Annotated in this window: 22 protein-coding genes; 11 read left to right on the top strand and 11 right to left on the bottom strand. The window is 63.8% G+C overall.

Features of this window, described 5'->3' with window-relative positions:
• The first annotated feature begins 48 nt into the window (after positions 1 to 48).
• The 4 genes from xseA (at position 49) to AWB74_RS46950 (ending at position 3,429) form a co-directional block, all read left to right on the top strand.
• Positions 49 to 1,425, top strand: a complete 1,377-nt coding sequence (gene xseA / locus AWB74_RS18770; RefSeq protein ID WP_061148245.1) for an exodeoxyribonuclease VII large subunit — start codon at positions 49 to 51, stop codon at positions 1,423 to 1,425.
• 197 nt (positions 1,426 to 1,622) lie between these two features.
• Positions 1,623 to 2,204, top strand: coding sequence for a superoxide dismutase (locus AWB74_RS18765; protein WP_061148244.1), 582 nt, complete (start codon positions 1,623 to 1,625; stop codon positions 2,202 to 2,204).
• A gap of 160 nt (positions 2,205 to 2,364) precedes the next feature.
• Positions 2,365 to 2,949 (top strand): hypothetical protein, encoded by a 585-nt coding sequence (locus AWB74_RS18760; RefSeq protein WP_061148243.1) that lies wholly within the window; start codon positions 2,365 to 2,367, stop codon positions 2,947 to 2,949.
• A 327-nt stretch (positions 2,950 to 3,276) separates the two neighbouring features.
• Positions 3,277 to 3,429 carry a hypothetical protein gene (locus tag AWB74_RS46950; RefSeq protein WP_200821994.1) on the top strand — a complete coding sequence of 51 codons (153 nt, stop codon included), beginning with the start codon at positions 3,277 to 3,279 and terminating at the stop codon, positions 3,427 to 3,429.
• A gap of 4 nt (positions 3,430 to 3,433) precedes the next feature.
• On the opposite strand, the gene AWB74_RS18755 is transcribed toward AWB74_RS46950, so the two are convergent.
• From AWB74_RS18755 to AWB74_RS18740, 4 genes are all read right to left on the bottom strand, one after another.
• Positions 3,434 to 4,705, bottom strand: coding sequence for an EAL domain-containing protein (locus AWB74_RS18755; protein WP_061148242.1), 1,272 nt, complete (start codon positions 4,703 to 4,705; stop codon positions 3,434 to 3,436).
• A gap of 229 nt (positions 4,706 to 4,934) precedes the next feature.
• On the bottom strand, positions 4,935 to 6,368 hold the full coding sequence (mdtD, locus tag AWB74_RS18750; RefSeq protein WP_061148241.1) for a multidrug transporter subunit MdtD: 1,434 nt from the start codon (positions 6,366 to 6,368) through the stop codon (positions 4,935 to 4,937).
• Between the two features lie 7 nt (positions 6,369 to 6,375).
• Complete coding sequence (locus tag AWB74_RS18745; protein ID WP_061148240.1) at positions 6,376 to 7,122, bottom strand: GntR family transcriptional regulator; 747 nt, start codon at positions 7,120 to 7,122, stop codon at positions 6,376 to 6,378.
• Between the two features lie 883 nt (positions 7,123 to 8,005).
• Complete coding sequence (locus tag AWB74_RS18740) at positions 8,006 to 9,220, bottom strand: MFS transporter (RefSeq protein ID WP_061148239.1); 1,215 nt, start codon at positions 9,218 to 9,220, stop codon at positions 8,006 to 8,008.
• 339 nt (positions 9,221 to 9,559) lie between these two features.
• On the opposite strand from AWB74_RS18740, the gene xdhA reads away from it, so the two are divergent.
• From xdhA to xdhC, 3 genes are read left to right on the top strand one after another with little or no spacing between them, the layout of a single operon-like run.
• Positions 9,560 to 11,107 carry a xanthine dehydrogenase small subunit gene (gene xdhA, locus AWB74_RS18735; RefSeq protein WP_061148238.1) on the top strand — a complete coding sequence of 516 codons (1,548 nt, stop codon included), beginning with the start codon at positions 9,560 to 9,562 and terminating at the stop codon, positions 11,105 to 11,107.
• Between the two features lie 12 nt (positions 11,108 to 11,119).
• Positions 11,120 to 13,483: a xanthine dehydrogenase molybdopterin binding subunit gene (gene xdhB / locus AWB74_RS18730; RefSeq protein WP_061148237.1), complete on the top strand. Its 2,364-nt coding sequence runs from the start codon at positions 11,120 to 11,122 to the stop codon at positions 13,481 to 13,483.
• Complete coding sequence (xdhC, locus tag AWB74_RS18725; protein ID WP_061148236.1) at positions 13,480 to 13,998, top strand: xanthine dehydrogenase accessory protein XdhC; 519 nt, start codon at positions 13,480 to 13,482, stop codon at positions 13,996 to 13,998. Before xdhB ends, xdhC begins: the two co-directional genes overlap by 4 nt.
• Here xdhC and AWB74_RS18720 read toward each other — a convergent pair.
• From AWB74_RS18720 to AWB74_RS18700, 5 genes are all read right to left on the bottom strand, one after another.
• Positions 13,979 to 14,860, bottom strand: a complete 882-nt coding sequence (locus AWB74_RS18720; RefSeq protein WP_061148235.1) for a prohibitin family protein — start codon at positions 14,858 to 14,860, stop codon at positions 13,979 to 13,981. The two genes, xdhC and AWB74_RS18720, sit on opposite strands and share 20 nt — an antisense overlap.
• Positions 14,861 to 14,995: 135 nt before the next feature.
• Positions 14,996 to 15,916, bottom strand: a complete 921-nt coding sequence (locus AWB74_RS18715; protein WP_061148234.1) for an AraC family transcriptional regulator — start codon at positions 15,914 to 15,916, stop codon at positions 14,996 to 14,998.
• Positions 15,917 to 15,974: 58 nt separating this feature from the next.
• A complete protein-coding gene (locus tag AWB74_RS18710) occupies positions 15,975 to 16,958 on the bottom strand; it encodes a LysR family transcriptional regulator (protein WP_061148233.1) in 984 nt (327 codons plus the stop codon).
• Positions 16,959 to 17,095: 137 nt separating this feature from the next.
• Positions 17,096 to 17,755 (bottom strand): 2-hydroxychromene-2-carboxylate isomerase, encoded by a 660-nt coding sequence (locus tag AWB74_RS18705; protein WP_061148232.1) that lies wholly within the window; start codon positions 17,753 to 17,755, stop codon positions 17,096 to 17,098.
• Positions 17,756 to 17,894: 139 nt separating this feature from the next.
• Complete coding sequence (locus AWB74_RS18700; RefSeq protein ID WP_061148231.1) at positions 17,895 to 19,379, bottom strand: TAXI family TRAP transporter solute-binding subunit; 1,485 nt, start codon at positions 19,377 to 19,379, stop codon at positions 17,895 to 17,897.
• A 619-nt stretch (positions 19,380 to 19,998) separates the two neighbouring features.
• Between AWB74_RS18700 and AWB74_RS18695 the strand changes: the two genes are divergently transcribed.
• Positions 19,999 to 20,373, top strand: coding sequence for a BON domain-containing protein (locus AWB74_RS18695; RefSeq protein ID WP_061148230.1), 375 nt, complete (start codon positions 19,999 to 20,001; stop codon positions 20,371 to 20,373).
• A 254-nt stretch (positions 20,374 to 20,627) separates the two neighbouring features.
• Positions 20,628 to 22,766 (top strand): 3-hydroxybutyrate oligomer hydrolase family protein, encoded by a 2,139-nt coding sequence (locus tag AWB74_RS18690; RefSeq protein ID WP_200821993.1) that lies wholly within the window; start codon positions 20,628 to 20,630, stop codon positions 22,764 to 22,766.
• Between the two features lie 69 nt (positions 22,767 to 22,835).
• Here AWB74_RS18690 and AWB74_RS18685 read toward each other — a convergent pair whose 3' ends face one another.
• Entirely contained in the window at positions 22,836 to 23,585 is a 750-nt protein-coding gene (locus AWB74_RS18685; protein WP_061148229.1) for a DUF2242 domain-containing protein, read from the bottom strand.
• Between the two features lie 208 nt (positions 23,586 to 23,793).
• The gene (locus AWB74_RS18680; protein WP_061148228.1) at positions 23,794 to 24,135 is read right to left on the bottom strand and encodes a DUF4148 domain-containing protein; all 342 of its coding nucleotides are present in this window, start codon (positions 24,133 to 24,135) and stop codon (positions 23,794 to 23,796) included.
• A 369-nt stretch (positions 24,136 to 24,504) separates the two neighbouring features.
• Here AWB74_RS18680 and AWB74_RS18675 point away from each other — a divergent pair, with 369 nt between their 5' ends.
• Together AWB74_RS18675 and groL are read left to right on the top strand one after the other, a co-directional pair.
• The gene (locus tag AWB74_RS18675) at positions 24,505 to 24,795 is read left to right on the top strand and encodes a co-chaperone GroES (protein WP_061122614.1); all 291 of its coding nucleotides are present in this window, start codon (positions 24,505 to 24,507) and stop codon (positions 24,793 to 24,795) included.
• 94 nt (positions 24,796 to 24,889) lie between these two features.
• Positions 24,890 to 26,530: a chaperonin GroEL gene (gene groL / locus AWB74_RS18670; protein WP_061122615.1), complete on the top strand. Its 1,641-nt coding sequence runs from the start codon at positions 24,890 to 24,892 to the stop codon at positions 26,528 to 26,530.
• Positions 26,531 to 26,593: the final 63 nt, after the last annotated feature.

The raw sequence follows: 26,593 nt of genomic DNA, 5'->3' as shown, positions 1-26,593 counted from the left end.
TGCCCATCAGGCAGGCGGCCGCATCGCCAGCTTTTCTTCGTTCGAGCCATGACTCCCGACACCCTGCCATCCCAAAGCGGCGACGCCGTCATCCCCGTTTCCGTGCTCAACCGCGCGATCAGTTCGATGCTCGAACGGTCGTTTCCGCTCGTCTGGGTGTCGGGTGAGGTATCGAACTTCACGCGCGCGGCAAGCGGTCATTGGTATTTTTCGATCAAGGATGCGGGCGCGCAGATGCGCTGCGTGATGTTCCGGGGCCGCGCGCAGTACGCGGAATTCATGCCGCGCGAAGGCGACAAGATCGAAGTGCGCGCGCTCGTCACGATGTACGAGCCGCGCGGCGAGTTGCAACTGAACGTGGAAGCGGTGCGCCGCACCGGGCAGGGCAGACTCTACGAAGCGTTCCTGCGCCTGAAGGCTCAGCTCGAAAGCGAAGGGCTGTTCGCGGCGGAGAGGAAGCGCGCGTTGCCGGGGCATCCGCGTGGCATCGGCATCGTGACGTCGTTGCAGGCGGCCGCGCTGCGCGATGTGCTCACGACGCTCGCGCGCCGTGCGCCGCATGTGCCCGTCGTCGTGTATCCGGCGCCGGTGCAAGGCGCGGGCGTGGGCTTAAAGCTCGCCGAGATGGTCGAAGCGGCGAATGCGCGCCGCGAAGTCGACAGGCTCGATGTGCTGATCGTGTGCCGCGGCGGCGGGTCGATCGAAGACTTGTGGGCGTTCAACGAGGAAGTGCTCGCCCGCGCGATCGCGGCGAGTGCGCTGCCGGTCGTGAGCGGTGTAGGGCACGAAACGGATTTCACCATCGCCGATTTCGCCGCCGACGTGCGCGCGCCGACGCCGACCGCCGCCGCCGAACTCGTGAGCCCGCAGCGCGTGCTGCTGTTGCGTGAACTCGATCATCGGCATGCGGCGCTCGCGCGCGCTTTCGGCCGGACGATGGAGCGCCGCGAGCAGCAACTCGACTGGCTCGCGCGCAGGCTCGTGAGTCCCGCCGAGCGGCTCGCGCGGCAGCGGGCGCATCTGCGTCAGCTGGCGGGCCGTCTCGTCGCAGCGGGCGCGCGGCCCGTGCGTGATGCGCGCGCGCATTTCGCGCTGGTGCATTTCCGCTGGCAGCGCAGACGTCCGGACGTCGCGGCAGGGCGCGAGCATATGTTGCGGCTCGCGCAGCGCATCGGGAGGGCGTACGAGCGACGTGCGGAGCGCGAGAAGGCGTGCGTTTCGGAACTGGCGGCGCGCTTGCAGGTGCTGAGCCCGCAGCGCACACTCGAACGCGGTTATGCCGCGCTGATCGACGCGCAGTCGGGCCGCGCGTTGCGTGCGCCGAATGCGCTCAAACCGAAGCGGCCGCTGACGGTTCATCTCGCGGAAGGATCGGCGGACGTGATTCTTGCCGATGTCCAGGCGCGCCTGTCAGACGAATTCTGAGCGTGGAGCGGCGTACATTTGACGTGGGCCGACGTGCGCGCCGGAGCACTTTTTACGCCGCCCGAATCGAATCGAAAGCGATCTTCCTCATAAAGGGCACACGGTTTGCCGGGTTATCCCAACTCGCCTACAATCCATGCTCCACTGCATCATTCCTCACAGTCCCCCACAAACCACATAGAAAGGAAGCTCGCATCATGGAACATACGCTCCCGCCGCTGCCGTTCGACAAGAACGCGCTCGCTCCGCACATGTCGGAAGAAACGCTCGAGTATCACTATGGCAAGCATCACCAGACCTATGTGACCAACCTCAACAAGCTGATCCCGGGCACGGAATTCGAGAACCTGACTCTCGAAGAGATCGTGAAGAAGTCGTCGGGCGGCGTGTTCAACAACTCGGCGCAAGTCTGGAATCACACGTTCTTCTGGAACAGCCTGTCGCCGAAGGGCGGCGGCGCTCCGACCGGCGCGCTGGCTGACGCCATCAACGCAAAGTACGGCTCGTTCGACAAGTTCAAGGAAGAGTTCGCGAAGGTCGCGACCGGTACGTTCGGCTCGGGCTGGACGTGGCTCGTGAAGAAGACCGACGGCACCGTGGACATCGTGTCGACGAGCAACGCCGCCACGCCGCTCACGACCGACGCGAAGGCGCTCGTGACCATCGACGTGTGGGAGCATGCGTATTACATCGACTATCGCAATGCGCGTCCGAAGTTCATCGAGGCTTACTGGAATATCGTGAACTGGGATTTCGCGGCGAAGAATTTCGGCGCGTAATACTGCGGAAGGTCCAGGCGACCTTCGCTTGAAGATCGGAAGCCGCATCGACCTTGGTCGATGCGGCTTGGTTTTTTTGTGGCAAGGTTCGGAGGAAGTCGCGTATCTGAACGGCCATCGCGTGGATAGAATGTGAGCGTTTTTATTCGTTCCGCGCCCGATGCTCACCCTTGCATCAGATATCAATGACATCTCCTTTCGAGTCAGATCGTTCGGATCGCTAATCGTCGACGGCCAGGTATGGGATCTGGCTCATCTCGATCCATTCACGTTTCCATTTGAGCTCGAGCCGGATTATCTCGTCACGGTGGTCGTCTTTTTTTCTTGTCATTGCTTTACTCGCAGCTTTGCGCGAGACGGCCGGCCTCGTTCAGAAATTTCGCCCTCGGAGATCTATGACGATGGTCGAGAAAAGCGGGTGCTATGTCAGGATCGCTATCAAACGTCGCGGCGGCTGTTGCGAGACCTTATGTCGACACTGGCCACCCGCCGAATCACTTTGGCTGACGAGCGGCAGCCGAATTTCGTTACGGTCGAGACAATGGACCATCTTGGTCTGTCATCCGTTTATGCGGTATTTTTCGAAGTGTCGAAAGCGAAGGCTCGCAAGCGCCGACTTATTCTGCAAGTACAGTCGGCATACATTCTTGAGGGCGGACTTTCGAAGCGCCAGCTTGCCGCGAAGAAGGTAACGCTTCGAAGCATTCTGCTAGCGGCGATGGAGCGAAGAAAGATTCGTCCGTAGTTCAGAAAGACAAACGGCCGCCAATTGGCGGCCGTCGCGTGCGGGATTCTCTATCCACCTTTCGGTGAAACTCCCACTCCAGGTGGGACCCGATTGCCCGGGCGGCGCTACGTTTTCCTCACCCGCTCGTACGTAGTTTTTCTATCGACGCGAAATCAGCGCATCGCGACGTCGAGATTATAGGAAAGCTGATATCGACGGTCAACGCGAGCCGCCCGTTGCATCGGAAGATTCAGAAGTTTCGACAGCACGCTCGTCGCTGCGCCATTCGGGACGCCAGCCTAGAATAAGTCAGTGCCGCAAGGCTCTCCGCATTGGAAGTCCATCATGAAACGCTTCGCCTTCCTCTGCCTCTCGGCCTGGTCAGCCGCGGCATTGCTGTATTTCGGCCGTCATTCCGTCGCGCTCATCGCGCTTTCCGGCGTTATCGCGCTCGCGGGCTTCGACCTTCTGCGGCCCGATTCCAACAACGGCTCATAAGAATCTATCGACGCTTCGCCGCTTCCCAGTTGATGTCGACGCACAGCACCTGCAAACCATACGGCGTCTGCGCTGCGATCGACGCCGTCACGCACAGGTGCGCCTCGTTGATCGACAGATACGGCGCCGTCAGATGCACGCGGCCCGGCGCGCGCAGCGCCTCGATGAAGTAGGGGCGGCGTTCCCAGCTCGCGCCTTCGGAATGCAGGAGCGGGCTGAAGCGCTTGGCACGCTGCGACGTGTGCACCACCGGCACGACGTTGTCGCCGATCTGCCGACCGGACTCATCGAGCAGAAAGCAGCGCGCGGTATCGGCGAGTTGCAGCAGCTCGCTCGTCGCGGCAGTGAGCGCTTCGCCTTCCATCAGCTTGACCGCCGCCCGCTCCAGCCCGCTCACGTACGGTTCGAGCCGCGTGGACTGCGCCCGCTCGCGCGCCGCAACGCGTTCGCGCGATGCCGCCGACAGCGCATCCATCACGCCGGCCGCGACCTCGCTATGCACGGCCTCCACGCTCGGCTGGGCGAAATAGGCGCCCTGCACGAAGTCGACGTTGCATTCGAGCGCGATCAGCGCGTCGCGCTCGGTCGCGAGACCGCCCATCAGAACGAGCTGCCCCGATTCGTGCAGCAGCGAAACGAGACGCGGCAACACGCGCTCGATATGCGAATGCTCCGTCGCCTGCTGCAGGATGCAGCGATCGAGCGTCACGATATCGGGCCGAAGATGCCACACGCGATCGATATTCGAATGCTTCACGCCGAAGCCGTCCAGCGCGATCAGAAAGCCAGATTTACGCAAGGAATCGACGATCGCGGCAAAGCGCGTCGTCTCGCCGCCCGCCTGCTCGGGCACTTCGAGCACGACGCGCTGAGGCGGCAAACCGATGTTCTTCAGCGACGCGAGCAGCGCATCGCCGTAGCTCGTGTCCATCAGCGCGGCGGGATGCAGGCTCAGAAAGAGCCATTCGTCGTGACTGTCGAACGCATTGAAGTTGCCCAGATGCAGCGATTCCGCGAGCCGGCCGAGCTCCAGCAGATCGCCGCGCCGCGCGGCTTGCGTGAAGACTTCGTGCGACGCAACGTGACCGTGCGCATCGTCGCGGGCGCGCAGGGACGCGTGATAGCCGATCGCGCGCCGATGCGACACGGAAAACACCGGCTGAAACACGCTGAAAACGGTGTACTCGCCGTACAGCACGGTGCGACGCGATCCATCGTCGCCGGCGATCGGGCGAGGCGGCTGGAAGCGGGGCGGGTCGAGATCAACCATGCTCATGATGTCGATGCTGGGAGCGAGTGACTTTATCGAGATAGTTTACCGGATCGGTACCCGAGCGTCTGAGCAAAAAGCGTGCAAATTCAATATTCAAGCGGCGCGAGCGGGTGTCCGGCGCGTTCGTCGCGTGCATTCGTGTGCGGATTGAGCGACGCGTGCCGCACGCCTGGGAGCGCGCGCCGCGCAATCGTGCGGGCAGGCACCGGCGCGGTGCGCGATGCGATTTCGTTCAGTTCGATTCCGACGGATCGGGTTTTCTGCGCGCCGCGCGCACTTCCGGCGCGAGCTGACCGAAGATCCACGCGGTGGCCGCCGTGATGACGCCGACGCACAGGAACGTCGCGTGGAACGCGGGCAACGAATTCTGCGGCGTCACGTGCGGCAGGAGTCCGGTGAAGGTCGAAAGAATCGCGCCGGCGACGGTCACGCCGAGACTCATCGACAACATCTGCACGAGCGAAAACAGGCTGTTGCCGCTGCTCGCGCCGCCGGTGCCGAGATCCTTCAGGGTGAGCGTGTTCATCGCGGTGAACTGCATCGAATTGACGGCGCCGAAGATTGCGAGCTGCACGAGCCGCAGCCATAGCGGCTGATGCGCGCTCGCGAGGCTGAAGCTCGCCATCATCAGACCGACGAGCACGGTGTTCACCACCAGCACGCGCCGATAACCATGCTTTTCGATGAGCCGCGTGACGAGCCGCTTCGACGCCATGCCCGCCGCCGCGACGGGCAGCATCATCATGCCGGCCTGAAACGCCGTGTAGCCGAGGCTCACCTGCAGCAGCAGCGGAATCAGATAAGGCATCGCGCCGCTGCCGATGCGCGCGAACAGATTGCCGAGCAGCCCGACGCTGAACGTGTGGATCTTGAAGAGATCGAGCGAGAAGATCGGCTGCGCGGCGCGCGTCGCGTGCAGGCCATACGCGACGAAACAGCCGAACGACAGCACGAGCAGCACGATGACGATCGCGTGCGCGAGGCCGAGATCGGCGAGACCGTCGAGCGAGATCGTCAGCGCGACCATGCCGACGGCGAGCAGCAGATAGCCTGCGAGATCGAAGCGCGCGGTCGCCGGGTTGCGGCTGTCGGGCATGTACAGATTCGTCGCGATGCAGCCGATCACGCCCACCGGCACGTTGATGAGAAAGATCCAGTGCCACGACGCGATCTGCACGAGCCAGCCGCCGAGCGTCGGTCCGATGAGCGGACCGATCAGCCCCGGAATGGCGACGAACGCGAGCGCCGAGAGATAGCGCTCCGCCGGGAACACGCGCAGCACGGCGAGGCGCCCGACCGGCAGCAGCATCGCGCCCCCCACGCCCTGCACGACGCGGTACGCGACGAGCGCCGTCAGCGACTGGGCGTTCGCGCACAGCAGCGAGCCGATCGTGAACACGAGGATCGCGCTGAAGAACACGCGCCGCGTGCCGAGCTTGTCGGCGAGCCAGCCGGAGACGGGAATCATCATCGCCATCGTGAGCGAGTAGGCGATCACGACGCCCTGCATGCGCAGCGGCGCAACGCCCAGGCTGCGCGCCATCGCGGGAATCGCGGTGTTCACGATCGTCGAGTCGAGCGTCTGCATGAAGAAGCCCGTGGCGACGAGCCACAGCATGATGGAGAGCGATCGGTCGGACGGCTGGGCTGTGGCGGTGTCGGTCATGTCGGGCTTACTTTCGCAGTTCGGCGACGAAGTCGTAGTAATCGTTGCGACAGTAGGTATCGGTGAGTTCGATCGCACGCTGATCGGCCGTGTAGCCGACGCGCGTGATGAGCAGAAGCGCGTCGTGCGGCGCGATGCCCATTTGCTGCGCGATTTCCGGGCTCGCGTTCACGGCGCGGAAATGCTGAAGCGCGCGCACGATGGACAGCCCGCGCGCATCGAGATAGCTGTACAGCGAATCGCCGATGGCTTGCGGATCGGGGATGCACGACGCGGGAAAGGTCGAATTTTCGACGGCCATCACGATGTCGTCGGCGAGGCGCAGGCGCTTGAGACGCGTGACGGTGGCGGCCGGCGAGAGGCCGAGCTGGATGACTTCATCGCGATTGGCGGGTTCGATGGTGCGCGAGAGCCATTTCGAACTGGGCCTGAAGCCGCGTCGCCGAAGCATTTCGGAGAAGCTCGACAGACGCGAGAGCGGATCTTCATAGCGCGGCGTGATGAAGCTGCCTGCGCCTTGCTCGCGGCGAATCAGCCCTTGCTCGACGAGCAGCGCGATCGCTTTTCTCGACGTGATCCGCGATACGCCGAGCGCTTCAGACAGCACCCGCTCCGACGGCAGCGCTTCGCCCGCGTTCCAGCGATTGTCGTGGATCGCGGTGGCGAGCTTGCGGGCGAGTTGAAGGTAGAGCGGAGTGTCGCTGTCCGGGTCCGGGCGCAAGTCGCGCCAGCGGTCTTCCGAGGTCGGGTTCATAAAGCGGACGCTGATGGGTCAAGCGGGGATTTTAAGACATGCGGGAGTGTTGGTTTGGCGGCGTGCGCGGTTCATTGCCTGTTTTTTATCGTTCGGGGGAGACTCGGTCTCGTGCCGATGGTCGTAGAACTTGCTGTCGCGTCGGTTTATTAGTACTGCCCCTATGAGGGCGGCAGCCACTTTCTTTGCTCGGGACCAGAGTAAGCGCTAAAGCGCCAACTCTGGTCGACGCAAAGAAAGCAACTGTATTGAGAGTCAAGTGCTGAGTTGGAGGGGATCAAACTTTTGGCGGATCCCAGTCTTTGCCATCGAATCATGGCGTTGAGTTGAGTGAGCAGCTTACGCATGGCCGCGGCACAGGCGATGGGCTGAATGGAACCCGGAGTAGCGAGTGTTCCCACAAAACTCGCGCGGCGTGGACCGCGCACGGTCGGACAAGCCATAAATTCAAGAACACTGGTTCAGCACAAAATAGCGCCGGCACAGCGCTACGCGCTGCCGAAGGGTATGCAAGGGAAACCAGCGAGCGGCGAGTGCATTGAAATGGAGGCGTAGCAGAAAGGGCGCGCACGCAAACCCGATTGACCTGTCGGCCGCAAAGCGGGCCGGAGCTTGCAGGGGCTGCACCAGTTAGTTAAGCGGTGCGATGTGTCAGACCGTGCGCGATCCAAGCCCCGCGAGTTTTGTGAGGGCACTCGCTACTCCGGGTTCCATTTAGCCAATCGCCTGTGCCGCGGCCGGTGTGAAGCACTCTGGGTCGAAAAAGCTGCTTTCTTTGGTGACTTTCTTTGCAGCAGCAAAGAAAGTTACCCCCGCCCCGGGGAGGGGCAACGCCAATAAACCGACACGAAACCAGGTTCCACGAAAACCGCTGCCACGAAAGTCAAGCCGTAGCCGCTCCCCCCACCCCGCGCCCCGCGCGCATCTGAAGCGCAACCGACAACGCCACCGCCGCAGCTGCCGCCAGCGCGGCGAACAGAAACACCGACCCATACCCCATCTCACCGGCGATGAACCCCGCAAGCGGTCCGGTCAGTCCGAGCGACAAATCCAGAAACACCGAATACGCCGATAGCGCCGCGCCCCGGCTGGCCGGCGGCACGAGCCCGACCGCTTCCACGCCCAACGCCGGAAACACCAGCGCGAACCCGAATCCGGTCAACGCCGCGCCCGCGAGCGCAAAAGTTGGCTCAGCGGCGAGCCACAGCATCAGCAGGCCGGCGCACTCGAACGCAAACGACACGATCGCCACGCGAAACCCGCCGTACGCCTTGATCGTGTTGGCAAACAGCAGGCGCGCGCCGATGAACATCGTGCCGAACACGGTCAGCGACAGCGCCGCATTTGGCCAGTTGTGCGCGGCGTAGTAGAGCGTGATGAACGTCGCGATCGAACCAAAACCCGCCGACCCGAGCGCGAGCCCGATTCCATGCGGCAGCACGCGGAAGAACACGCTGCGATACGACATGCGCTCGCCGTGGACGATGGGCACGCTCGCCATGCGCGTCGCGAGCCAGTAGCCGAGCCCGCCGAGCGCGATTACGATCAGCCCGAGCGACGCGAAGCCAACCGCATGATCGATCGCGACACCGAGCGGCGCGCCGATCGCGAGCGCGCCGTAGGTCGCGATGCCATTCCACGAAATCACCTTCGCGTTGTTCGTCACCCCCACGCGCCCGATGCCCCACGTGATCGATCCCGTGCCGACCCAGCTCTCGCCGAAGCCGAGCACGAGCCGCGCGATCACCAGCAGCGCGAGACTGGCCGCATGCCATTGCGCCGCGAGCGCCGAGCCGAGCAGGAGCACGCCGCTCGCCGCGCAGGCCGCGAGCCCGTAAAGCACCGTTTTCTTGGGCCCGAGCGTGTCGGCGGTGCGGCCCGCGAGCGGCCGCGAGACGAGCGTCGCGAAGTACTGGACGCTGATCGCCGCGCCCGCCATCACCGAGCCGTAGCCGAGATCCGTGTGCACGAAGCCCGGCAGCACCGCCAGCGGAATGCCGATCGTCAGGTAGCAGAGGAACGTGTACAGCACGACCGGCAGAATGCGCAGCGTGACGGCGAAATCGCTCTGCGGCTGGGTGCGAGACTCGGAGGACATAGGGAAATTGCGGGGTTGAATTCGGCGCGAAGACATGATTCTCACATATGTTGCGACGCAGCGTCGCGCTCGTTTTGTAACCAGGTGGGACAAATTGCCCGTCCGGACGGCCGGTTCGCGTCTCGGAGAGCCTTGCTGTATAAGGCTCCGGCCACATATCGGACGAAGAATATGTCGTTCATGCAACGTCGCCTATGGGTTGTGGTTTTTGACGGTGATAGCTTTCGAACCATCGAAGCGACAGGACCAGTCCGAAAAAGTCCCGCGAAGTCGCACATGCCACCGGCTGCGTATCCCGCGCAACCAGCAAAAAAGCATCGAACAGCCCCGAGACATCCCATGAGCGAGCCGATCAATCCGTCGTCCAATCAGCCGATCCGCTTCTATCACCGCAACGCGGTCCGGGAAGTGAGCGGCGCGTCGACCACCCGCACCGTTCTGCAATATCTGCGCGAAGACGCGCGCTGCACCGGCACCAAGGAAGGCTGCGCCGAGGGCGACTGCGGCGCGTGCACGATCGTCGTCGGCGAGCCGGACGGGAAGGGCGGCGTCGCGTTCAAGGCCGTCAACGCATGCGTGCAGTTCCTGCCGGCGCTCGATGGCCGCGCGCTCTTCACCGTCGAAGATCTGCGCCAGCCGGACGGCACGCTGCATCCGGTGCAGCAGGCGCTCGTCGATTGCCACGGTTCGCAGTGCGGCTTCTGCACGCCCGGTTTCGCGATGTCGATGTTCGCGCTCTACGAAAAGCACGGCCACGCGACGACCGGCTGTGCCGGCGCCTGCGAGAAGACCACGCCGTCGCGCCAGGAAATCAGCGATGCGCTGACGGGCAACCTGTGCCGCTGCACGGGCTATCGGCCGATCATCGACGCCGCGGAGCAGATGTTCGAGCACGCGCCGCTCGCGCCCGTCAACGTGCCCGCGCTTGCGCGCACGCTCGACAGCCTGAGGCGCGACGACACGTTCCACTACGAACACGCCGGCCGCCAGTTCGACGCGCCGCGCACCGTCGAGGCGCTCGCTGCGCTGAAGGACAAGAATCCGAACGTACGTATCCTCGCGGGCAGCACGGACATCGGTTTGTGGGTGACGAAGCAGTTGCGCGATCTCGGCGACATCGTCTATGTCGGGCAGATCGAGGCGTTCAGGCATGTCGAGACGACGGACGAATGGATCGAGATCGGCGCGGGCGTGACCGTCGAGCGCGCGTATTCCGAACTCGTGAAGACCTATCCCGAACTGGAAGAAACGCGTCTGCGCTTCGCGTCGCTGCCGATCCGCAACGCGGGCACGCTCGGCGGCAACGTCGCGAACGGCTCGCCGATCGGCGATTCGATGCCCGGCCTCATCGCGTTGAATGCGCGCGTTGTGTTGCAGAGCGTCGGCGGCACGCGCGAGATGCCGCTCGAAGACCTGTACATCGCGTATCAGAAGAAGGACATGGCGGACAACGAGTTCGTCGCGGCGATCCGTGTGCCGACGCGCACCGGCAAGCGCGCGAAGCTCCAGTTCCGCGCGTACAAGCTGAGCAAGCGTTTCGACTCCGACATTTCCGCCGTGTACGCCGCGTTCACTTTCATCGCCGATGGCGACACGATCCGCGAGCCGCGCCTCTGCTTCGGCGGCATGGCCGCGACGCCGAAGCGCGCAGCGCACGCGGAAACGATCCTGACCGACGCGCACTGGCACGAAGCCACAGCGCAAGCCGCAATGCTCGCGCTGAGCAAGGACTATCAGCCGCTCACCGACATGCGCGCGAGCAGCGACTATCGCCTCGACACGGCGAAGAGCCTGCTGTATCGCTTCTGGCTGGAGACGCGGCCGCAGAATCCGCTGTCGAAGTCGCAACTGGATGTGCGTGCAATCGAACTGGTCGAAGCGAAGTAAGGAGCGAAAAAAATGAATCAGCAAGCAGAAGCCTTTCTCGCCGAAGCCCAGTCGCTCGCGAACGAAGTCGACGATTTCAAGCAGGTCCACGTGTCGCGTCCGCACGAATCGGCGCATCTGCACGTAAGCGGACGCGCGAGCTATACCGATGACATTCCGATCGTCGCGGGCACGCTGCACGCCGCGCTCGGCACGAGCCCGAAGGCGCACGCGAAGATCCTGTCGATGAACTTCGACGCGGTGCGCGCGACGCCCGGCGTCGTCGCCGTCTTCACCGCCGACGATATCCCCGGCGTGAACGATTGCGGCCCGATCATCCACGACGATCCGGTGCTCGCGCAGGGCATCGTGCAGTTTGTCGGCCAGCCGATGTTCATCGTCGTCGCGACATCGCACGATACGGCGCGTCTTGCCGCACGCCGCGCGACGATCGAGTTCGAAGACCTCGTGCCGATTCTTACGCCGGAAGATGCGCGCAAGGCGGAATCGTACGTGCTCAATCCGCTCAAACTGTCACGCGGCGACGCGCAAGGCCGCATGGCGAAGGCCGCGCATCACGAACGCGGCGCGATGAAGCTGGGCGGCCAGGAACAGTTCTATCTCGAAGGCCAGATCGCCTACGTCGTGCCGAAGGAAGACGACGGCATGCACGTCTACTGCTCGACGCAGCATCCGACGGAAATGCAGCATCTCGTCGCGCACGTGCTCAATGTGCATTCGCATAACGTCCTGGTCGAATGCCGCCGGATGGGCGGCGGCTTCGGCGGCAAGGAATCGCAATCGGGCATCTTCGCGTGCTGCGCGGCGCTTGCCGCGTGGAAGCTGCTGTGTCCGGTGAAGCTGCGTCCGGACCGCGACGACGACATGATGATCACCGGCAAGCGCCATGATTTCGTGTACGACTTCGAAGTCGGCTACGACGACGACGGCAAGATCGATGGCGTCGCCGTCGACATGACATCGCGCTGCGGTTTCTCTGCCGACTTGTCCGGTCCCGTGATGACGCGCGCCGTCTGCCACTTCGACAACGCGTACTGGCTTTCGGACGTGAAGATCGAAGGCTATTGCGGCAAGACAAACACGCAATCGAACACCGCGTTCCGCGGCTTCGGCGGGCCGCAGGGCGCGTTCGCGATCGAATACATCATGGATAACGTCGCGCGTTCGGTCGGTAAGGATTCGCTCGACGTGCGCTTCGCGAACCTCTACGGCAAGGGCGAAAACAACCAGACGCCGTATGGTCAGACGGTCGAAGACAACGTGCTGCACGAGTTGCTCAGCGAGCTTGAAACGACGAGCGAGTATCGCAAGCGTCGCGCGGCCATCGACGAATTCAACGCGAACAACGAAATCCTGAAGAAAGGCCTCGCGCTGACGCCGGTGAAATTCGGCATCGCGTTCAACGTGACGCATTTCAATCAGGCGGGCGCGCTGGTTCACATCTACACCGATGGCTCGATGCTCGTGAATCACGGCGGCACGGAAATGGGCCAGGGCCTGAACACGAAGGTCGCGCAGGTCGTTGCGCACGAGCTCGGCGTGAAGTTCGAGCGCGTACGCGTGACGGCGACGGACACGAGCAAGGTCGCGAATACATCGGCGACGGCGGCATCGACCGGCACCGATCTGAACGGCAAGGCTGCGCAGGACGCCGCGCGCCAGTTGCGCGAGCGGCTCGCGAAGTTCGCGGCGGAGAAGTTCGGCGGTGGCACGGTCGTGGCAACCGACGTGCGTTTCGCGAACGATCACGTGATCGTCGGCGGCGATGCGATTCCGTTCGGCGAAGTCGTGCAGAAGGCGTATCTCGCGCGCGTGCAGTTGTGGTCCGACGGCTTCTACGCGACGCCCAAGCTCTACTGGGATCAGGCGACGATGCAGGGCCGCCCGTTCTACTACTACTCGTACGGCGCGGCCGTGTCCGAAGTGGTCATCGATACGCTCACCGGCGAGATGCGCGTGCTGCGCGCGGACGCGTTGCATGACGTGGGCGCATCGCTGAATCCGGCGCTCGACAAAGGTCAGGTGGAAGGCGCGTTCGTGCAGGGCATGGGCTGGCTCACGACCGAAGAGCTCTGGTGGAACGACAAAGGCAAGCTGATGACGCACGCGCCGTCCACCTACAAGATTCCGACGACGAACGACATGCCCGCCGATTTCCGCGTGGATCTCTTCAAGAACCGCAACGTGGAAGACAGCATCCATCGCTCGAAGGCGGTGGGCGAGCCGCCGCTCCTGTTGCCGTTCTCGGTGTTCTTCGCGATCCGCGACGCCGTTTCCGCGGTCGGCGATCACAAGGTGAATCCGCCGCTGAACGCGCCTGCCACCGCGGAAGAAATCCTCAAGGCGGTGAACGCGGTGCGGAGCGCACGGTCATGATGCACGTCGTCCTCTTCGGCGCGGGCCACGTCGGCCATGCGCTCGTGAAGGTGCTGGGCACGTTGCCGTGCGTCGTGCAATGGGTCGATGCGCGCGACGAACTCTTCCCCGACGAAGTCCCGGCGAACGTGCAGATCGAAGCGACCGATCTGCCCGATGCGATCGTCGATGAAGCGCCCGCCGGCGCGTATTTCATCGTGATGACGCACGATCATTCTCTCGATTTATCGCTCACGCAACGCATCATGCGGCGCGATGACTTCGCGTACTTCGGGCTGATCGGCTCGCAGACCAAACGCGTGAAGTTCGAGCGCCGGCTGATGGAGCGCGGTCTCGCGCCGGAGCGCCTGCCGGAGATCACGTGTCCGATCGGCGTGGAAGGAATCGTCGATAAAGCGCCGTGGTCGATCGGGCTGGCGGTCGCGGCGCAGTTGCTGAGGGTGCGGGAGATGACGGCAAGGCTCGGCTTGCCGTCGACGGAACGCTTCCGCGCGCTTACTGCTGCTGCACGTTGAGGAACGGCACAGGCGCGCCTGCGCCCATGTAGGTCGGCAGCACGCCGTTCCACTTGTTGATCGCCTGCAGCCGCAGGTACTGCTCGCCGCCGTTGGTCTTCACGGCTTGCGCCTGAATCGCGATCGATTCCGCTTCACCGCGCGCCTTCTCGACCTGCTGCTCGGCTTCGAACTTCACGCGCGCCAGTTCGCGCTCCGCCTGCTCGGCGCGCTGGCTGGCCGTCACTTTCGCTTCGATCGCTGCATCGAACGCCTGGCTGAACTTGAAGTTCGTCATGTTGATGTCCTGAATCAACAGGCCGTAGCCCTGCAGCTTCGTGCGCAAGCCCGCGAGAATGCCTTCCGAGACGAGCTGACGCTTCGTCACGAGTTCTTCGGCCGTGTAGCGCGCGACGACCGACTTGAAGACTTCGAACATCGCGGGCTGCACGTAGTTGACTTCGTAATCGAGCGTCGGCGCGTTGCGATACAGCGCAAGCACGCGCGCCGGATCGACACGGTAGTTCATCGTCAGATCGGTATGCACGGATTGCAGATCCTTCGATGCAGCCTGCGCCCCGGTGATGCGCGCGACATCGAGACCGACGAAAACCTCATGCACCTTCGACACCGGCGAAACGAGATGCGGCCCTTCGGCGAGCGTGTCCGAGTCGATGTGCCCCCACGTCGTGACGACGCCGATCGTCGACGGCCCGACTTGCGTGAAGCACGCGATTGCAGCAGCGATGACGGCGATTACCGCGCCGATCCCGGCCACAGCGGGAATGCTGACGGCGCGCTTCGGCGTGCGCGTCGACATGAAGAAAGTGAAGAGCGCCATCGCGACGACGGCGGCCAGAACGATCGAGACAATCGAGCCCATTTTGATGTCCTTTTTGGAGTAGGGCGAAGACAAACGCTCCGGCGGGTGCGGAACGCGCGAATGCAGATTGTGCAGCGCACGCGCGTAGATTTGTTCGAAGTGTCCGTGAGAAAAAACGGTGTGGGATGTGCAGCGTCAGACCAGGCCATTCGCCTGTCTGAAGCGGCCCGGTGCAACCCCGTAAAGCTCCTTGAACCGCTTGCTGAACGCCGCCTCCGACTGATACCCGACCTCCGCAGCGACATCCGCGACGCTCTTCTTCGTGTGCGTCAGCATCGTGCTCGCGAGCTGCATGCGCACGTGGCTCAGCAATGCCAGCGGCGAGCTCTCCGAATGCGCGGAGAACGCGCGCATGAACGTGGCGCGCGACATCGCCGCTTCTTTCGCCAGCATTTCCAGTGTCCACGGCTCGGCAGGACGTTCGAGCATCGCGATGATCGACGCGCCCAGCCGCCGGTTCGCCAGCAACCCGAGCACGCCCGCGAGCGATGGCTGATCGGCGAGCCACGCGCGCAGCACCATCGTGAAGAGCGCGGTCGACAAGGCCGTCACGATCGACGGCGCGCCGAGCTGCGCGTCCTCCGCCTCGCGGCGCATCGTCTGAACGAGCGGCGCGAGATAGGGCGCCGACGCATTCGAGAACGACACGTGCACGACATCCGGCAGCACGTCGATCAGAAGCGCGCGCGGCGCATAGAGAAAGCGCCCGCACAGCAGATCGATGCCAGGCGCGCTGTCGCCGCAATTGCTTTCCACCGTCACAGCGCCGTTGTGATGCTTTTCCAGGTCTGCCTTCCCCGCGCAATCTTCGCGTGCCTTGATGCTCAGCACGTGCGCGTCGCCGCGCGGCAGACAGAAAATATCGCCCGCATTCAGTTCGAGCGGCGTCTGGCCTTTGCGCAACACCGTGCATTTGCCGTCCAGCACGACGTGATACACCGCTTCGCCAGCGGGCGCCGGCGCATGATCCAGTTCGAGCGGGCCGCTCAACAGACAGCGCAAATCGAGTGCGCCGGAAAGATTCGCGAGCTGGATCAGTTTGTCGAGAGCGTCCATGGGGGCGGGCGGCGGAAGGTGTCGTTCCGGATGGTACCGAAGTACCGGCGCCCGCGCGCTATTTCGCGACTTCGCCCACTTCCGCAGCGATGTCGCCGGAAGACGCGGCGATGGCCTTCTTGCGCGTGAGCGCATCCGACACATTCGACATCAGCGTTCTCAGCCATGCGACATCGGTCGGCTGATCGGGCTGCGGTAACGTCAGTTGATAGCACTTGATGCGCGGAAACGGCACTGGCGAGTCGAGCACCGCGAGCGGCAACATCGCCGCATAGTGCTGCGCGAAACGGCGCGGCGCGGTGAAGATGAGATCGGATTGCAGCAGCACTTGCGGCACGAGCCCGAAGTACGGGATCGTCGTGACGATGCGCCGCTCGATGCCCGCACGCGCAAGTCCGATATCGATCGGATGACGCCGGCCGCCGCTGTACGGCGTCGGCGCGAGATGGGCGGCGAGCGCGTAGCGTTCGGCGGTCAGCGGCTCGCGGGCGAGCGGATGGCCCGCGCGCATCAGGCAGACGAAAACATCGGTGAACAAATCCTCGCGCTCGAAACGCGGCTCGGGCTTCGTCCAGTTGGCGACCATCAGATCGATCTCGCCCTCGTCGAGCATGCGCTCGTGATCGCGCATCGGATTCAGCGATTCGATCTCCAGACGCGCGTTCGGCGCCGCGTCGCGAAAAGCGGCGACGAGCGTCGGCATGAAGAAATCGTTCAGATAATCGGGTGCGGCGACGCGGAACGTGCGGCGCGAGCTCGCCGGATCGAAATCGCCATGCGGCGTCGCGACGAATTCGACCTCGCGCAGCGCGCGCTGCGCGGGCGCGAGCAGCGACTCGCCGTATTCGGTCGGCACCATGCCCTGCTTGCCGCGCACGAGAATCGGGTCGTTCAGGATTTCGCGCAGGCGGCGCAACGCGGTGCTGATGGCCGGCTGCGTCTGATTCAGCCGCTGCGCGGTCTGCGTCACGCTGCGCTCGAGCAGGAGGGTGCGCAAGACGCGGATGAGCCAGATGTCGAGTGAGTCGGCGGGTTCGTTCATGGCCTGCGAAGCGGTTGAAATCAGGACGCGCGGGCGCGAACTCGCGAACCCTCACCCGAAGTTAAGCGCTTATCCTTTTTGACGCCATAGCGAGCGCGCTATGCACGGCATAGGCACGCCGGCCGAACTGCCTTCGGTCAGGCGAAATCGGCGTCGCGCGGCGCGGTCGGCAGCGCGCTGATGCGCTTCACTTCCGCGCCTTCGAGCCAGTTCGGTGAGCGCGCGACGTAGAGCACCATCGGCAGCGTGTCCTCGCCCCAGAAAATCTGATCGTTGACGAGGAAGGTCGGCACGCCGAACACGCCCATTTCCACGGCGCGGTCGTTGTTGGCGCGCAGTTTCGCCTTGATGTCCTCGTCCTCGATGCGCGTTTCCGCTTCCGGCATCCCGACGTGCTTGCACAGCGCACGAAAGCCTTCGGGTGTCGCGGGGTCGCGCCCCTCGCGCCAGATGTAGCGGAAGATTTCGCGCACGCAGGCGATCTCGGCCTTCGCCAGCACGGCGAGCCGCAGCGCCTTGCTCGGATCGAACGGATGCGCCGGCGGCATCCTGAACGGAATGCCCAGTTGTTCCGCGCGAAAGAGCGCGTGCCGGTACGTGAAGACGCGCTTGGACGGAATCGTCGCGGCGTGCGGCTGGCCCCATCGTTCGAGCAGTTTCATCAACTGGACGGGCACCAGCTCGAACGGCATGGCCGGCCATTTTTCGTGCTGTTCGAGCAGCAAGTACGAAAACGGCGAAATGAAGTCGAAGAAAAAATACGGCTGACCACTACTGGTCGAATGCGGGGCACTCATGTCACTTCTCCCTGAGTTTCCGTCGCTTCAGGCGCGGGGCGCACGAAGCCTCAACTATTGTTCGTTTTCCGGACGTGTCCTGCATGCCGGATGCGACGCGCGGGCATCGCATCCATTTTTCTCTCTGCTTCTTTAGATATTACGTGCTGCCTTGTTCCGTGTCTGCCCGCGATGCGACAGCCGGCGATTCTGTTTGCGCCACGTCCCGCGCGCGCGTCTCGTCGCCCTGTGCGCCTTGTGCCACCGGCACGTGAGCGAGACGCTGGCGCACGAAACCGATGTGTTCGCGCAACACGTAAAACTGATCCGCGAACGCGAGCGGCATCTTCATGCGATTCACCGCCGACTCGATCGCGTCGATGCGGTCGAGCAGGGCATCGCGCTGCGCCGTGTCGGGCCCGTTGATCGCTTCCCGTTCGATCGCAATGAGCGCGCCATACCACTTGTAGATGCGCGATTTCACGCGCCACCGGTACAGGCTTGGCACGAGCCGCAAGCCGGGAATCAGCACCACGATCAGCGGCACCAGCACGACGAGCACGCGATCCGCGAGACTCGCCATCCAGAAGGGCAGCGTGCGGTAGATGAAGCTCTTGCCCGACTTGTAATAGCGCTCGGCGTCGTCGCTGATGCGGAATTCGTGCACGAGCGGCGCCGGAAACTCGTTCGCGCGCTGCAGCAGATTGGCGCGGCCGTGCACCTCGCGCGCGGCTTCGATCAGGAGATCGGACAGCGCCGGATGCAGGCTGTCGCGCGCGACGAGTTCCGCGGTCGGCGCGATCATGTGCACCGGGCGCGGCGGCAGGTTGCGGGCGAAATCGAACGCGCCCATCGGCAGCTCGATTTCCGTCAGATACGGAAAGCGGCGCGCGTAGGCATCGGCCTGGGCGAAATCCATGAAACGGATGCCGGGCGTGCGCAGGAGCTTGGCCATCGTCGGCGGCTGGGCGGAGTCGCCCGTCAGGAAAACGGCGTCGATCTGGCCGGCCTCGAGCGCCTTGGCGGCTTCGTCGCCGGCGAGCGGCAGCAGTTCCGTGTCGCCGCCCGGCTCGATGCCGTTCGCCTTCAGAAGCGTCAGCGCCAGAACGCGTGTGCCGCTGCCTTCCGCACCGATCGCGAGCCGCTTGCCCTTCAGCTCCGACAGGCGGCTCACGACCGCCGCGCCCCGGTAGAACACCGCGAGCGGCACATACGACACGCTGCCGAGCGATTCCAGATTGTCGTGCGTCGCGCCGGGCTTGGTCAGGCCGCCCTGCACGAATCCGACATCGACGTTCGATTTCGGGTCGTCGAGGCGCGTCAGGTTGTCGAGCGAGCCTTGCGTCTCCAGGATATTGAGCGTCACGCGATTGCGCGCGAGGATCGCCTTGTATTTCTGCGCGCTGTTCCAGAACGAACTGCCTTTCGGCCCCGCCGCGATGGTCAGCGTGCTCGGCGGCGCGGGCTGGATCAGCCGTACGGCGAGCCACAGCGCGGCCGCGCAGAGCAGCAGGATCGGGCCGAAGGTAAGCGCCAGATCGCGCCAGGAAATCGCGACGAAACGCGCGACGATCCTCGGTTGCGGTTTGCGTCTCGGCGGGACGTCCGGATCATTGCCCGGATTGTTGCCTGAAGGGTGGGTCATCTCGTAGGTGCTAGTGAAACTTCGTGCCTACGAGCTTACCTGATCGCGATGTGTCCCCAACCGCAAGAACGGAATCGATCGACGTCCGGACGCAAGGCGAGATGCCTGCCGCGCGCCGAGTGTGACAGGCGTGTGTAGGCGCGCGCGGAGGCCGCGGGGGCTGTTGCTCGTGCGCGGCTGCGGGGATGGGCGTGTCGCTAAATGTTTTGCGATAATGGCCGCGCTGGGCTAAATTGACGTTCGCCGCCGCACGACATGGCCTTTCTCGCGCCGCAGCCCGAAATGTGGGCATGCGAGCCGCGCGCCACGCGCCGCACACCGTGACGGAGGCGCGCCAAGCACGCGCCATGCGGCAGCACATATTCGAGCCGACGGGTTTTGCCGCCCGACCAACCGGCCGCAGTTTGTTTCGTTTCGCCAGCCTCTCGCAGCATCGTGAGCCGCATTCGCCGGCTTGCCGCCGCTTTGCCTTTGCGCCTTTCGGGCCACGGGCGCGCGCGGCCACGGTGAGTCACCCGATGTCGTAGCCCAGCCGCTGGGAATGCGGCCCGGTTTGGAAGTGCAAAACGAGCGAAGTAGCAACTGTGCGAAGTCAACAAGCGAAACAAAAGGAGAAATCATGAAAGCAGTCGATCTGTTGAAGGCGCTGGGTGTGGTGGTGTGCGTGGCGGTGGCTTCGAGCGCCTATGCGCAGTCGAGCGACGCGGCGGCCACCACGAGCACGGAATCGGCGGCGCCGACGAAGGCCCAGAAATCGGCAACCAAGAAGGAAGACCGCAAGCTGGGCTACGCGGTGCGCCGCGCGCTGTCGAAGGCGCAGGGCTTCGACGTGTCGAAGGTGTACGTGCGTGCGCGCAGCGGCGCGATCACGCTGACCGGCACGGTGCCGGAAGGCGGCCAGATCGCCCAGGCGGAGGAAGTCGCAAAGGGTGTGACCGGTGTGAAGTCCGTGTCGAACAAGATCACGCTCGGCGTGCAAGGCGGCGGGCAGTAACACGAGTCGCGGACAGCGGGCGGCATCGCGCGATGCCGCTCTCGTCGCTCGTCTCGCGGATCTTTGAACGGGCTCCGGCATACCCGCCGGAGCCCGTTGTCGTTTGAAGTTTGAATCGCGTCACGCGCCCGGCGGCGCGTGCGACGAGCAGGGAAATTCAGCAGCGACGGCGCATTCATCAGACGCGATACTTGCATTGGCGTGGCAGCCTTTGGGTTGCACCACTCGATCGGAACGGAAGGCGGAGACTCACAATGAAAAGATTCGCGCGTTTCCAGAGCTTGCAGACATTGCCGCGCACGGTCGCGTCCGGCGCATTCGCGATACTCGCCGCGGCGACGCTCGTCGCATGCAACGGCAGCGATGACGACAGCAGCAGCGGCGGCCCCGCGACGAACACCTTGCCGGCCTTCGTCTCCGGGTCGGTCAACACGCAGACTTACGACGGCACCTCCGACGATCTGCTGACGGCCGGCCTCGGCAAGACGGGCCTCGCTTCGGCGACCGCGCCCGGCATCGCCAAGCCGGCGGCGCCGACGGCGGCAGAACTGCGGCGGCTCGCGATCTACTCGAACTATCGCGCGCTGGTCGACATGTCGGCGAACGGCGGCTATGGCCGCTTCTGGGGGCCGAACGTCGACCTGAACGGCAACGACACGCTCGGCGAAGGCAAGATCGCGGGCAAGGAATACATCGCCTATTCGGACGACGGCAGCGGCACGCAGAACGTCAGCCTGCTCGTGCAGATTCCGGCGAGCTTCAATCCGGATCAGCCTTGCATCGTGACGGCGACGTCGTCGGGATCGCGCGGCGTGTACGGCGCGATCTCCGCCGCGGGCGAGTGGGGGCTCAAGCGCGGCTGCGCGGTGGCCTACAACGACAAGGGCGGCGGCAACGGCGCGCACGAGCTGGCGACGAGTCTCGTCACGATGATCGACGGCACGCTCGCCAGCACCACTCTCGCCGGGACCAAGGCCATCTTCAAGGCGAACGCGAGCGCATCGAACCTGGCGTCGTTCAATTCCGCGTTTCCTAACCGCTACGCTTACAAGCACGCGCATTCGCAACAGAATCCCGAAGCGAGCTGGGGCAAGAACACCTTGCAGGCGATCCAGTTCGCATATTGGGCGCTCAACGACATGTTCGGCCCGGTCAGCGGCTCGACGCGCCAGGTGCGCTACAACAAGGGCGACATCACGACGATCGCGTCATCGGTGAGCAATGGCGGCGGCGCGGCGCTGGCAGCGGCGGAGCAGGACACCGACGGCTGGATCACGGCGGTCGTCGTCGGCGAGCCGCAGATCAACCTGAATCTGCCGTCGCAGGTTTCCGTGCGGCAGGGCGGCGTGCCGGTCGGTTCGTTCGGGCGTCCGCTCGCGGACTACACGACGCTCGCCAATCTGCTGCAGCCGTGTGCGGCGCTCGCACCCGCGGCCGCGGGCGCGCCGTATCTGACGACGCTTGCCGTCTCGACGACCAACGCGATTCGCACCGCGCGCTGCGCGACGCTCGCCACGAACGGCCTCGTATCGGGCGGCAACACGGTCGCTCAGGCCACCGACGCGCTGAATCAGTTGCATCAGGCGGGCTATCAGACCGACTCCGACACGCTGCAGGCGCCGATGTGGGATTCGCAGGCGGTGCCGGCCGTGGCCGTCACATACGCCGATGCCTACATGAAAGCGAGCGTGCTCGACAACCTGTGCAATTTCAGCTTCGGCACGACCAATGCGGTGACGGGCGCGGCGGGCGTGACGCCCATCGTCTCGCCGATGCCGAACATCTTCGGCAACGGCAACGGCATCCCGCCGACGAACGGCATCAACCTCGTCTACAACGTCGGAACGACGGGCGCGGCGGACCATCGCTTCGCGACGCCCGATGCCAGCTACGCGGGCGCCGCGTGCATGCGCGCGCTGTGGACGAATGGCAATCCGACGATGGTCGACAGCGTGAACGCCATCCGCGTCAACGCGAACCTGCGCGGCAAGCCGGCGATCATCGTGCAGGGCCGCGCGGACGCGCTCGTGCCGATCAACCATGCGTCGCGCCCGTATCTCGGCGCGAATCGCGTGGCGGAGGGCAGCAAGAGCCAGCTTTCGCTCTACGAGATCATGAACGGTCAGCACTTCGACGCGTTCCTGTCCGTGGCGGGCTTTGATACGCGTTTCATCCCGGTGCATTACTACGACATTCAGGCACTCAACCTGATGTGGAATCACCTGAAGAACAACGCGCCGCTGCCGCCTTCGCAAGTGGTGCGCGCGGTCGCGCGCGGCGGTACGGCGGGTTCGGCGCCCGCGCTCTCGACGACGAACCTGCCGCCTATCGCAAGCGATCCGGGCGCGAACGCGATCACGGTGAGCGGAGGCACGGTCAACGTGCCGAATTGACGACGGTGCGGCGCGGGGCGTGCGTGATGATGGCGTTCGTGCCGCGTTTCGCCGGTTCTGAACGGAGACTCAATGCGCTGGCGCCGATGTGGCCACAGCCTCCGATGCCGCCGCTTGCGCCTGGCGCTTCGTTTCGGCGGCGGCATCCGATGCCTGAATCGCCGTCGCGGCTTCGGGTGTCTGCACGACGATCGGCGTCGGCGTGAGTTCAGGCGAGCTGACGATGAGCGATGGCGCGAGCGGCTTGCTCTTCACCTCATCGGACGCGATGGGCGAGCTGCGCGGCACCGTATTGAGGTAATGGCTCATCAGATTGAAGAAGCGATCGTAGAACTTGCCCGCGGGCACGGTCTCGCTCGAAATCTTGACCATTGCGTCGCTATTCGAGCGGATCGGCAGCGACAGCGAGCCGAGTACGGAAAGCCCGACGCTCGCCGACGTATCGCTCTTCTTCAGCGCATAACCGTCCTGCACGGCATTCACGTACGCGATGCTCTGGTTCGTCGCGTTTTCACCAGGCGTGCAGACGACGTGGAAAGAGACGACGGCGTGCGTGTCGGCGTTCGGCTGGAAATTCTTGGTGGCGTCGACGGTGTCGGGCTGACCCATCGTCGTGAGAAAGCCTTGCGAAAGCAGCGCACGACGCGCGGCTTCGCAGGTTTCGTTGACGGTGGCGTCGAAATTGTGCGCATACGGGCTTACGCCGGTACTGAACAACTCCTGCTGGTAACTCGGCGTGGTGGCGGCGCGGCCTCCGCACGCGGCGAGAGCGATCAGTCCGAGAGAGGCGAGAACAAGACGCGGGGACGGCATGGGCATGAGAGGCGGCGAATCCAGAATTTGTGTCAGCGGCAGAGACAAATTGTAGTCCTGCCCGACTGGCCGATGAAAAAGCACAGTCTGAAAAACATCGTCGAATTCATGCCTTACAGGGTGATGAAAGGCGCCAACTTCGTCAATTCACCGTTTTGAATGTGAAAAAAAGCCCGGTGTGAGGCCGGGCTTCCGTGCGCAAGAGTTGCTTGAATTACGGACGATTGAAGTCGACCGGGTTTGCCGGGGACGGCCGCACGATGCGGTCGAGGAAGCTCAGACGGCTTGCATGGCCCGACGCCGACGTGGCTTCGTCCGCACCGCCATATGACGCTTGCGACTCGCCTTGCTGCGCCGCCACGCGTGCTTCGGCCGCCTGGATCTGCGCGGGGTAGGTGGTCTGGTCGCCCGTCGGGTTGTAACCCGCGCGCTCCAGTTGAACGAGTTCGGCGCGCACTTGCGCCCGTGTGACGGGACCGTCTTCGCGCGCCTGAGCGAAACCCGGGACTGAGAGAACGGCCGCAATGGCGATGGCGGGAACGATGGACTTGAACATGATGACCTCCGAATGCCGATTTGAGGAACGTTGCTGGTGGTGAGTTGTCTCTCCACTGCTTCGTCGTTAGAGGCAGTCTAGGCCGCGGCGATCTAAGTAAAAACCCTGCTTTGAACAAATCAGCCTTCGTGGATCAGCATTAATCGAGTCTATCGGGCAAGGCGTTGTCATTGGTCCGATCAAGCCGCTTCCCCGTGGCGGGCAGTCTCTACGGGATTCCCCGCGCCTCCCCTCCTTGAAATTGTCAAATCCCGTCCATATAATTGGCACTCACTGCACGAGAGTGCTAACAAGATTTCCGTCCGGCGAGAATGTTCTCCAAGGACGGGTTTTCCCGCGTTTTCAGTCTCAATCAAGAGAGGAGTGTGTATGAACCTTCGTCCTTTGCACGATCGCGTCATCGTCAAGCGTCTGGACCAGGAAACCAAGACCGCATCGGGCATCGTGATTCCGGAAGCCGCGGCAGAGAAGCCTGATCAAGGCGAAGTCCTGGCCATCGGCCCGGGCAAGCGCGATGACAAGGGCACGCAAAACGCTCTCGACGTGAAGGTCGGCGACCGCGTGCTGTTCGGCAAGTACGCCGGCCAGACCGTCAAGGTCGACGGGCAGGAACTGCTCGTCATGCGCGAAGAAGACATCATGGCCGTTCTGGTCAAGTAAGCATCCTTCCTGCACGTTTGGCTTCGCGCGATATCGCTTTTTCAGAAGCGCCGCAGCGAAGCCAGCACAATGAATAGACTCAAGGAGTTTGGATATGGCAGCTAAAGAAGTCACTTTTGGCGATTCCGCACGCGCGAAGATGGTCGAAGGCGTGAACATCCTGGCCAACGCGGTCAAGGTCACGCTGGGTCCGAAGGGCCGCAACGTCGTGCTCGAGCGCAGCTTCGGCGGCCCGACGGTCACCAAGGACGGTGTCTCGGTCGCGAAGGAAATCGAACTGAAGGACAAGCTCCAGAACATGGGCGCGCAAATGGTCAAGGAAGTCGCTTCCAAGACCAGCGACAACGCCGGTGACGGCACCACGACCGCAACGGTCCTGGCGCAATCCATCGTTCGCGAAGGCATGAAGTACGTCGCATCGGGCATGAACCCGATGGACCTGAAGCGCGGCATCGACAAGGCCGTCGCAGCAGCAATCGAAGAACTGCGCAAGATCAGCAAGCCCTGCACGACGAACAAGGAAATCGCTCAGGTCGGAGCGATCTCGGCGAACAGCGACACGTCGATCGGCGATCGCATCGCTGAAGCAATGGACAAGGTCGGCAAGGAAGGCGTCATCACCGTCGAAGACGGCAAGTCGCTGCAAGACGAACTCGACGTCGTCGAAGGCATGCAGTTCGACCGCGGCTACCTGTCGCCGTACTTCATCAACAATCCGGACAAGCAAGTCGCCGTCCTCGAAAACCCGTTCGTGCTGCTGCACGACAAGAAGGTTTCGAACATCCGCGATCTGCTGCCGGTTCTGGAACAAGTCGCGAAGGCTGGCCGTCCGCTCCTGATCATCGCTGAAGACGTCGAAGGCGAAGCTCTGGCAACGCTGGTCGTCAACAACATCCGCGGCATCCTGAAGACGGTTGCTGTGAAGGCTCCGGGCTTCGGCGACCGTCGCAAGGCAATGCTGGAAGACATCGCGATCCTGACCGGCGGTCAAGTGGTTGCGGAAGAAACCGGCCTCACGCTCGAAAAGGCGACGCTGGCTGAACTGGGCCAGGCGAAGCGCATCGAAGTGGGCAAGGAAAACACGACGATCATCGACGGCGCTGGCGAAGCCGTGAACATCGAAGCGCGCGTGAAGCAAGTGCGCACGCAGATCGAAGAAGCGACGTCGGACTACGACCGTGAAAAGCTGCAAGAGCGCGTGGCCAAGCTGGCCGGCGGCGTTGCAGTGATCAAGGTCGGCGCTGCGACCGAAGTCGAAATGAAGGAAAAGAAGGCACGTGTCGAAGACGCACTGCACGCAACGCGCGCAGCTGTGGAAGAAGGCATCGTGGCTGGCGGCGGCGTTGCGCTGATCCGCGCTCGCAAGGCAATCGAAGGCGTGAAGGGTGCAAACCCGGACCAGGACGCCGGTATCAAGATCGTCCTGCGTGCGATGGAAGAGCCGCTGCGCCAGATCGTCACGAACGGCGGCGAAGAAGCTTCGGTGGTCGTGGCGGCTGTTGCGGCTGGCCAGGGCAACTACGGCTACAACGCAGCGACCGGCGAGTACGTCGACCTGGTTGACGCCGGCGTCGTCGATCCGACGAAGGTCACGCGCACCGCGCTGCAAAACGCGGCATCGGTGGCAGGCCTGCTGCTGACGACCGACGCAGCCGTTGCCGAACTGCCGAAGGAAGATGCTCCGATGCCTGGCGGTATGCCCGGCGGCATGGGCGGCATGGGCATGGATATGTAATTCGGCTTATGCCGGTTACATCAGCGCGGGCTTCGCAAGAGGCTCGCGCAGCCAAAAAAACCC

The sequence above is a fragment of the Caballeronia arvi genome (genome assembly GCF_001544695.2).
Taxonomy (GTDB): Bacteria; Pseudomonadota; Gammaproteobacteria; order Burkholderiales; family Burkholderiaceae; genus Caballeronia; species Caballeronia arvi.
Note: the sequence above shows the minus strand (reverse complement) of the source record. Positions and strands in the feature narration are given on the sequence as shown.

Bases quoted from the DNA above. Each gene is read 5' to 3' on its own strand.
- xseA (WP_061148245.1), top strand. From the start codon at position 49: ATGACTCCCGACACCCTGCCATCCCAAAGCGGCGACGCCGTCATCCCC.
- AWB74_RS18765 (WP_061148244.1), top strand. From the start codon at position 1,623: ATGGAACATACGCTCCCGCCGCTGCCGTTCGACAAGAACGCGCTCGCT.
- AWB74_RS18760 (WP_061148243.1), top strand. From the start codon at position 2,365: ATGCTCACCCTTGCATCAGATATCAATGACATCTCCTTTCGAGTCAGA.
- AWB74_RS46950 (WP_200821994.1), top strand. From the start codon at position 3,277: ATGAAACGCTTCGCCTTCCTCTGCCTCTCGGCCTGGTCAGCCGCGGCA.
- AWB74_RS18755 (WP_061148242.1), bottom strand. From the start codon at position 4,705: ATGAGCATGGTTGATCTCGACCCGCCCCGCTTCCAGCCGCCTCGCCCG.
- mdtD (WP_061148241.1), bottom strand. From the start codon at position 6,368: ATGACCGACACCGCCACAGCCCAGCCGTCCGACCGATCGCTCTCCATC.
- AWB74_RS18745 (WP_061148240.1), bottom strand. From the start codon at position 7,122: ATGAACCCGACCTCGGAAGACCGCTGGCGCGACTTGCGCCCGGACCCG.
- AWB74_RS18740 (WP_061148239.1), bottom strand. From the start codon at position 9,220: ATGTCCTCCGAGTCTCGCACCCAGCCGCAGAGCGATTTCGCCGTCACG.
- xdhA (WP_061148238.1), top strand. From the start codon at position 9,560: ATGAGCGAGCCGATCAATCCGTCGTCCAATCAGCCGATCCGCTTCTAT.
- xdhB (WP_061148237.1), top strand. From the start codon at position 11,120: ATGAATCAGCAAGCAGAAGCCTTTCTCGCCGAAGCCCAGTCGCTCGCG.
- xdhC (WP_061148236.1), top strand. From the start codon at position 13,480: ATGATGCACGTCGTCCTCTTCGGCGCGGGCCACGTCGGCCATGCGCTC.
- AWB74_RS18720 (WP_061148235.1), bottom strand. From the start codon at position 14,860: ATGGGCTCGATTGTCTCGATCGTTCTGGCCGCCGTCGTCGCGATGGCG.
- AWB74_RS18715 (WP_061148234.1), bottom strand. From the start codon at position 15,916: ATGGACGCTCTCGACAAACTGATCCAGCTCGCGAATCTTTCCGGCGCA.
- AWB74_RS18710 (WP_061148233.1), bottom strand. From the start codon at position 16,958: ATGAACGAACCCGCCGACTCACTCGACATCTGGCTCATCCGCGTCTTG.
- AWB74_RS18705 (WP_061148232.1), bottom strand. From the start codon at position 17,755: ATGAGTGCCCCGCATTCGACCAGTAGTGGTCAGCCGTATTTTTTCTTC.
- AWB74_RS18700 (WP_061148231.1), bottom strand. From the start codon at position 19,379: ATGACCCACCCTTCAGGCAACAATCCGGGCAATGATCCGGACGTCCCG.
- AWB74_RS18695 (WP_061148230.1), top strand. From the start codon at position 19,999: ATGAAAGCAGTCGATCTGTTGAAGGCGCTGGGTGTGGTGGTGTGCGTG.
- AWB74_RS18690 (WP_200821993.1), top strand. From the start codon at position 20,628: ATGAAAAGATTCGCGCGTTTCCAGAGCTTGCAGACATTGCCGCGCACG.
- AWB74_RS18685 (WP_061148229.1), bottom strand. From the start codon at position 23,585: ATGCCCATGCCGTCCCCGCGTCTTGTTCTCGCCTCTCTCGGACTGATC.
- AWB74_RS18680 (WP_061148228.1), bottom strand. From the start codon at position 24,135: ATGTTCAAGTCCATCGTTCCCGCCATCGCCATTGCGGCCGTTCTCTCA.
- AWB74_RS18675 (WP_061122614.1), top strand. From the start codon at position 24,505: ATGAACCTTCGTCCTTTGCACGATCGCGTCATCGTCAAGCGTCTGGAC.
- groL (WP_061122615.1), top strand. From the start codon at position 24,890: ATGGCAGCTAAAGAAGTCACTTTTGGCGATTCCGCACGCGCGAAGATG.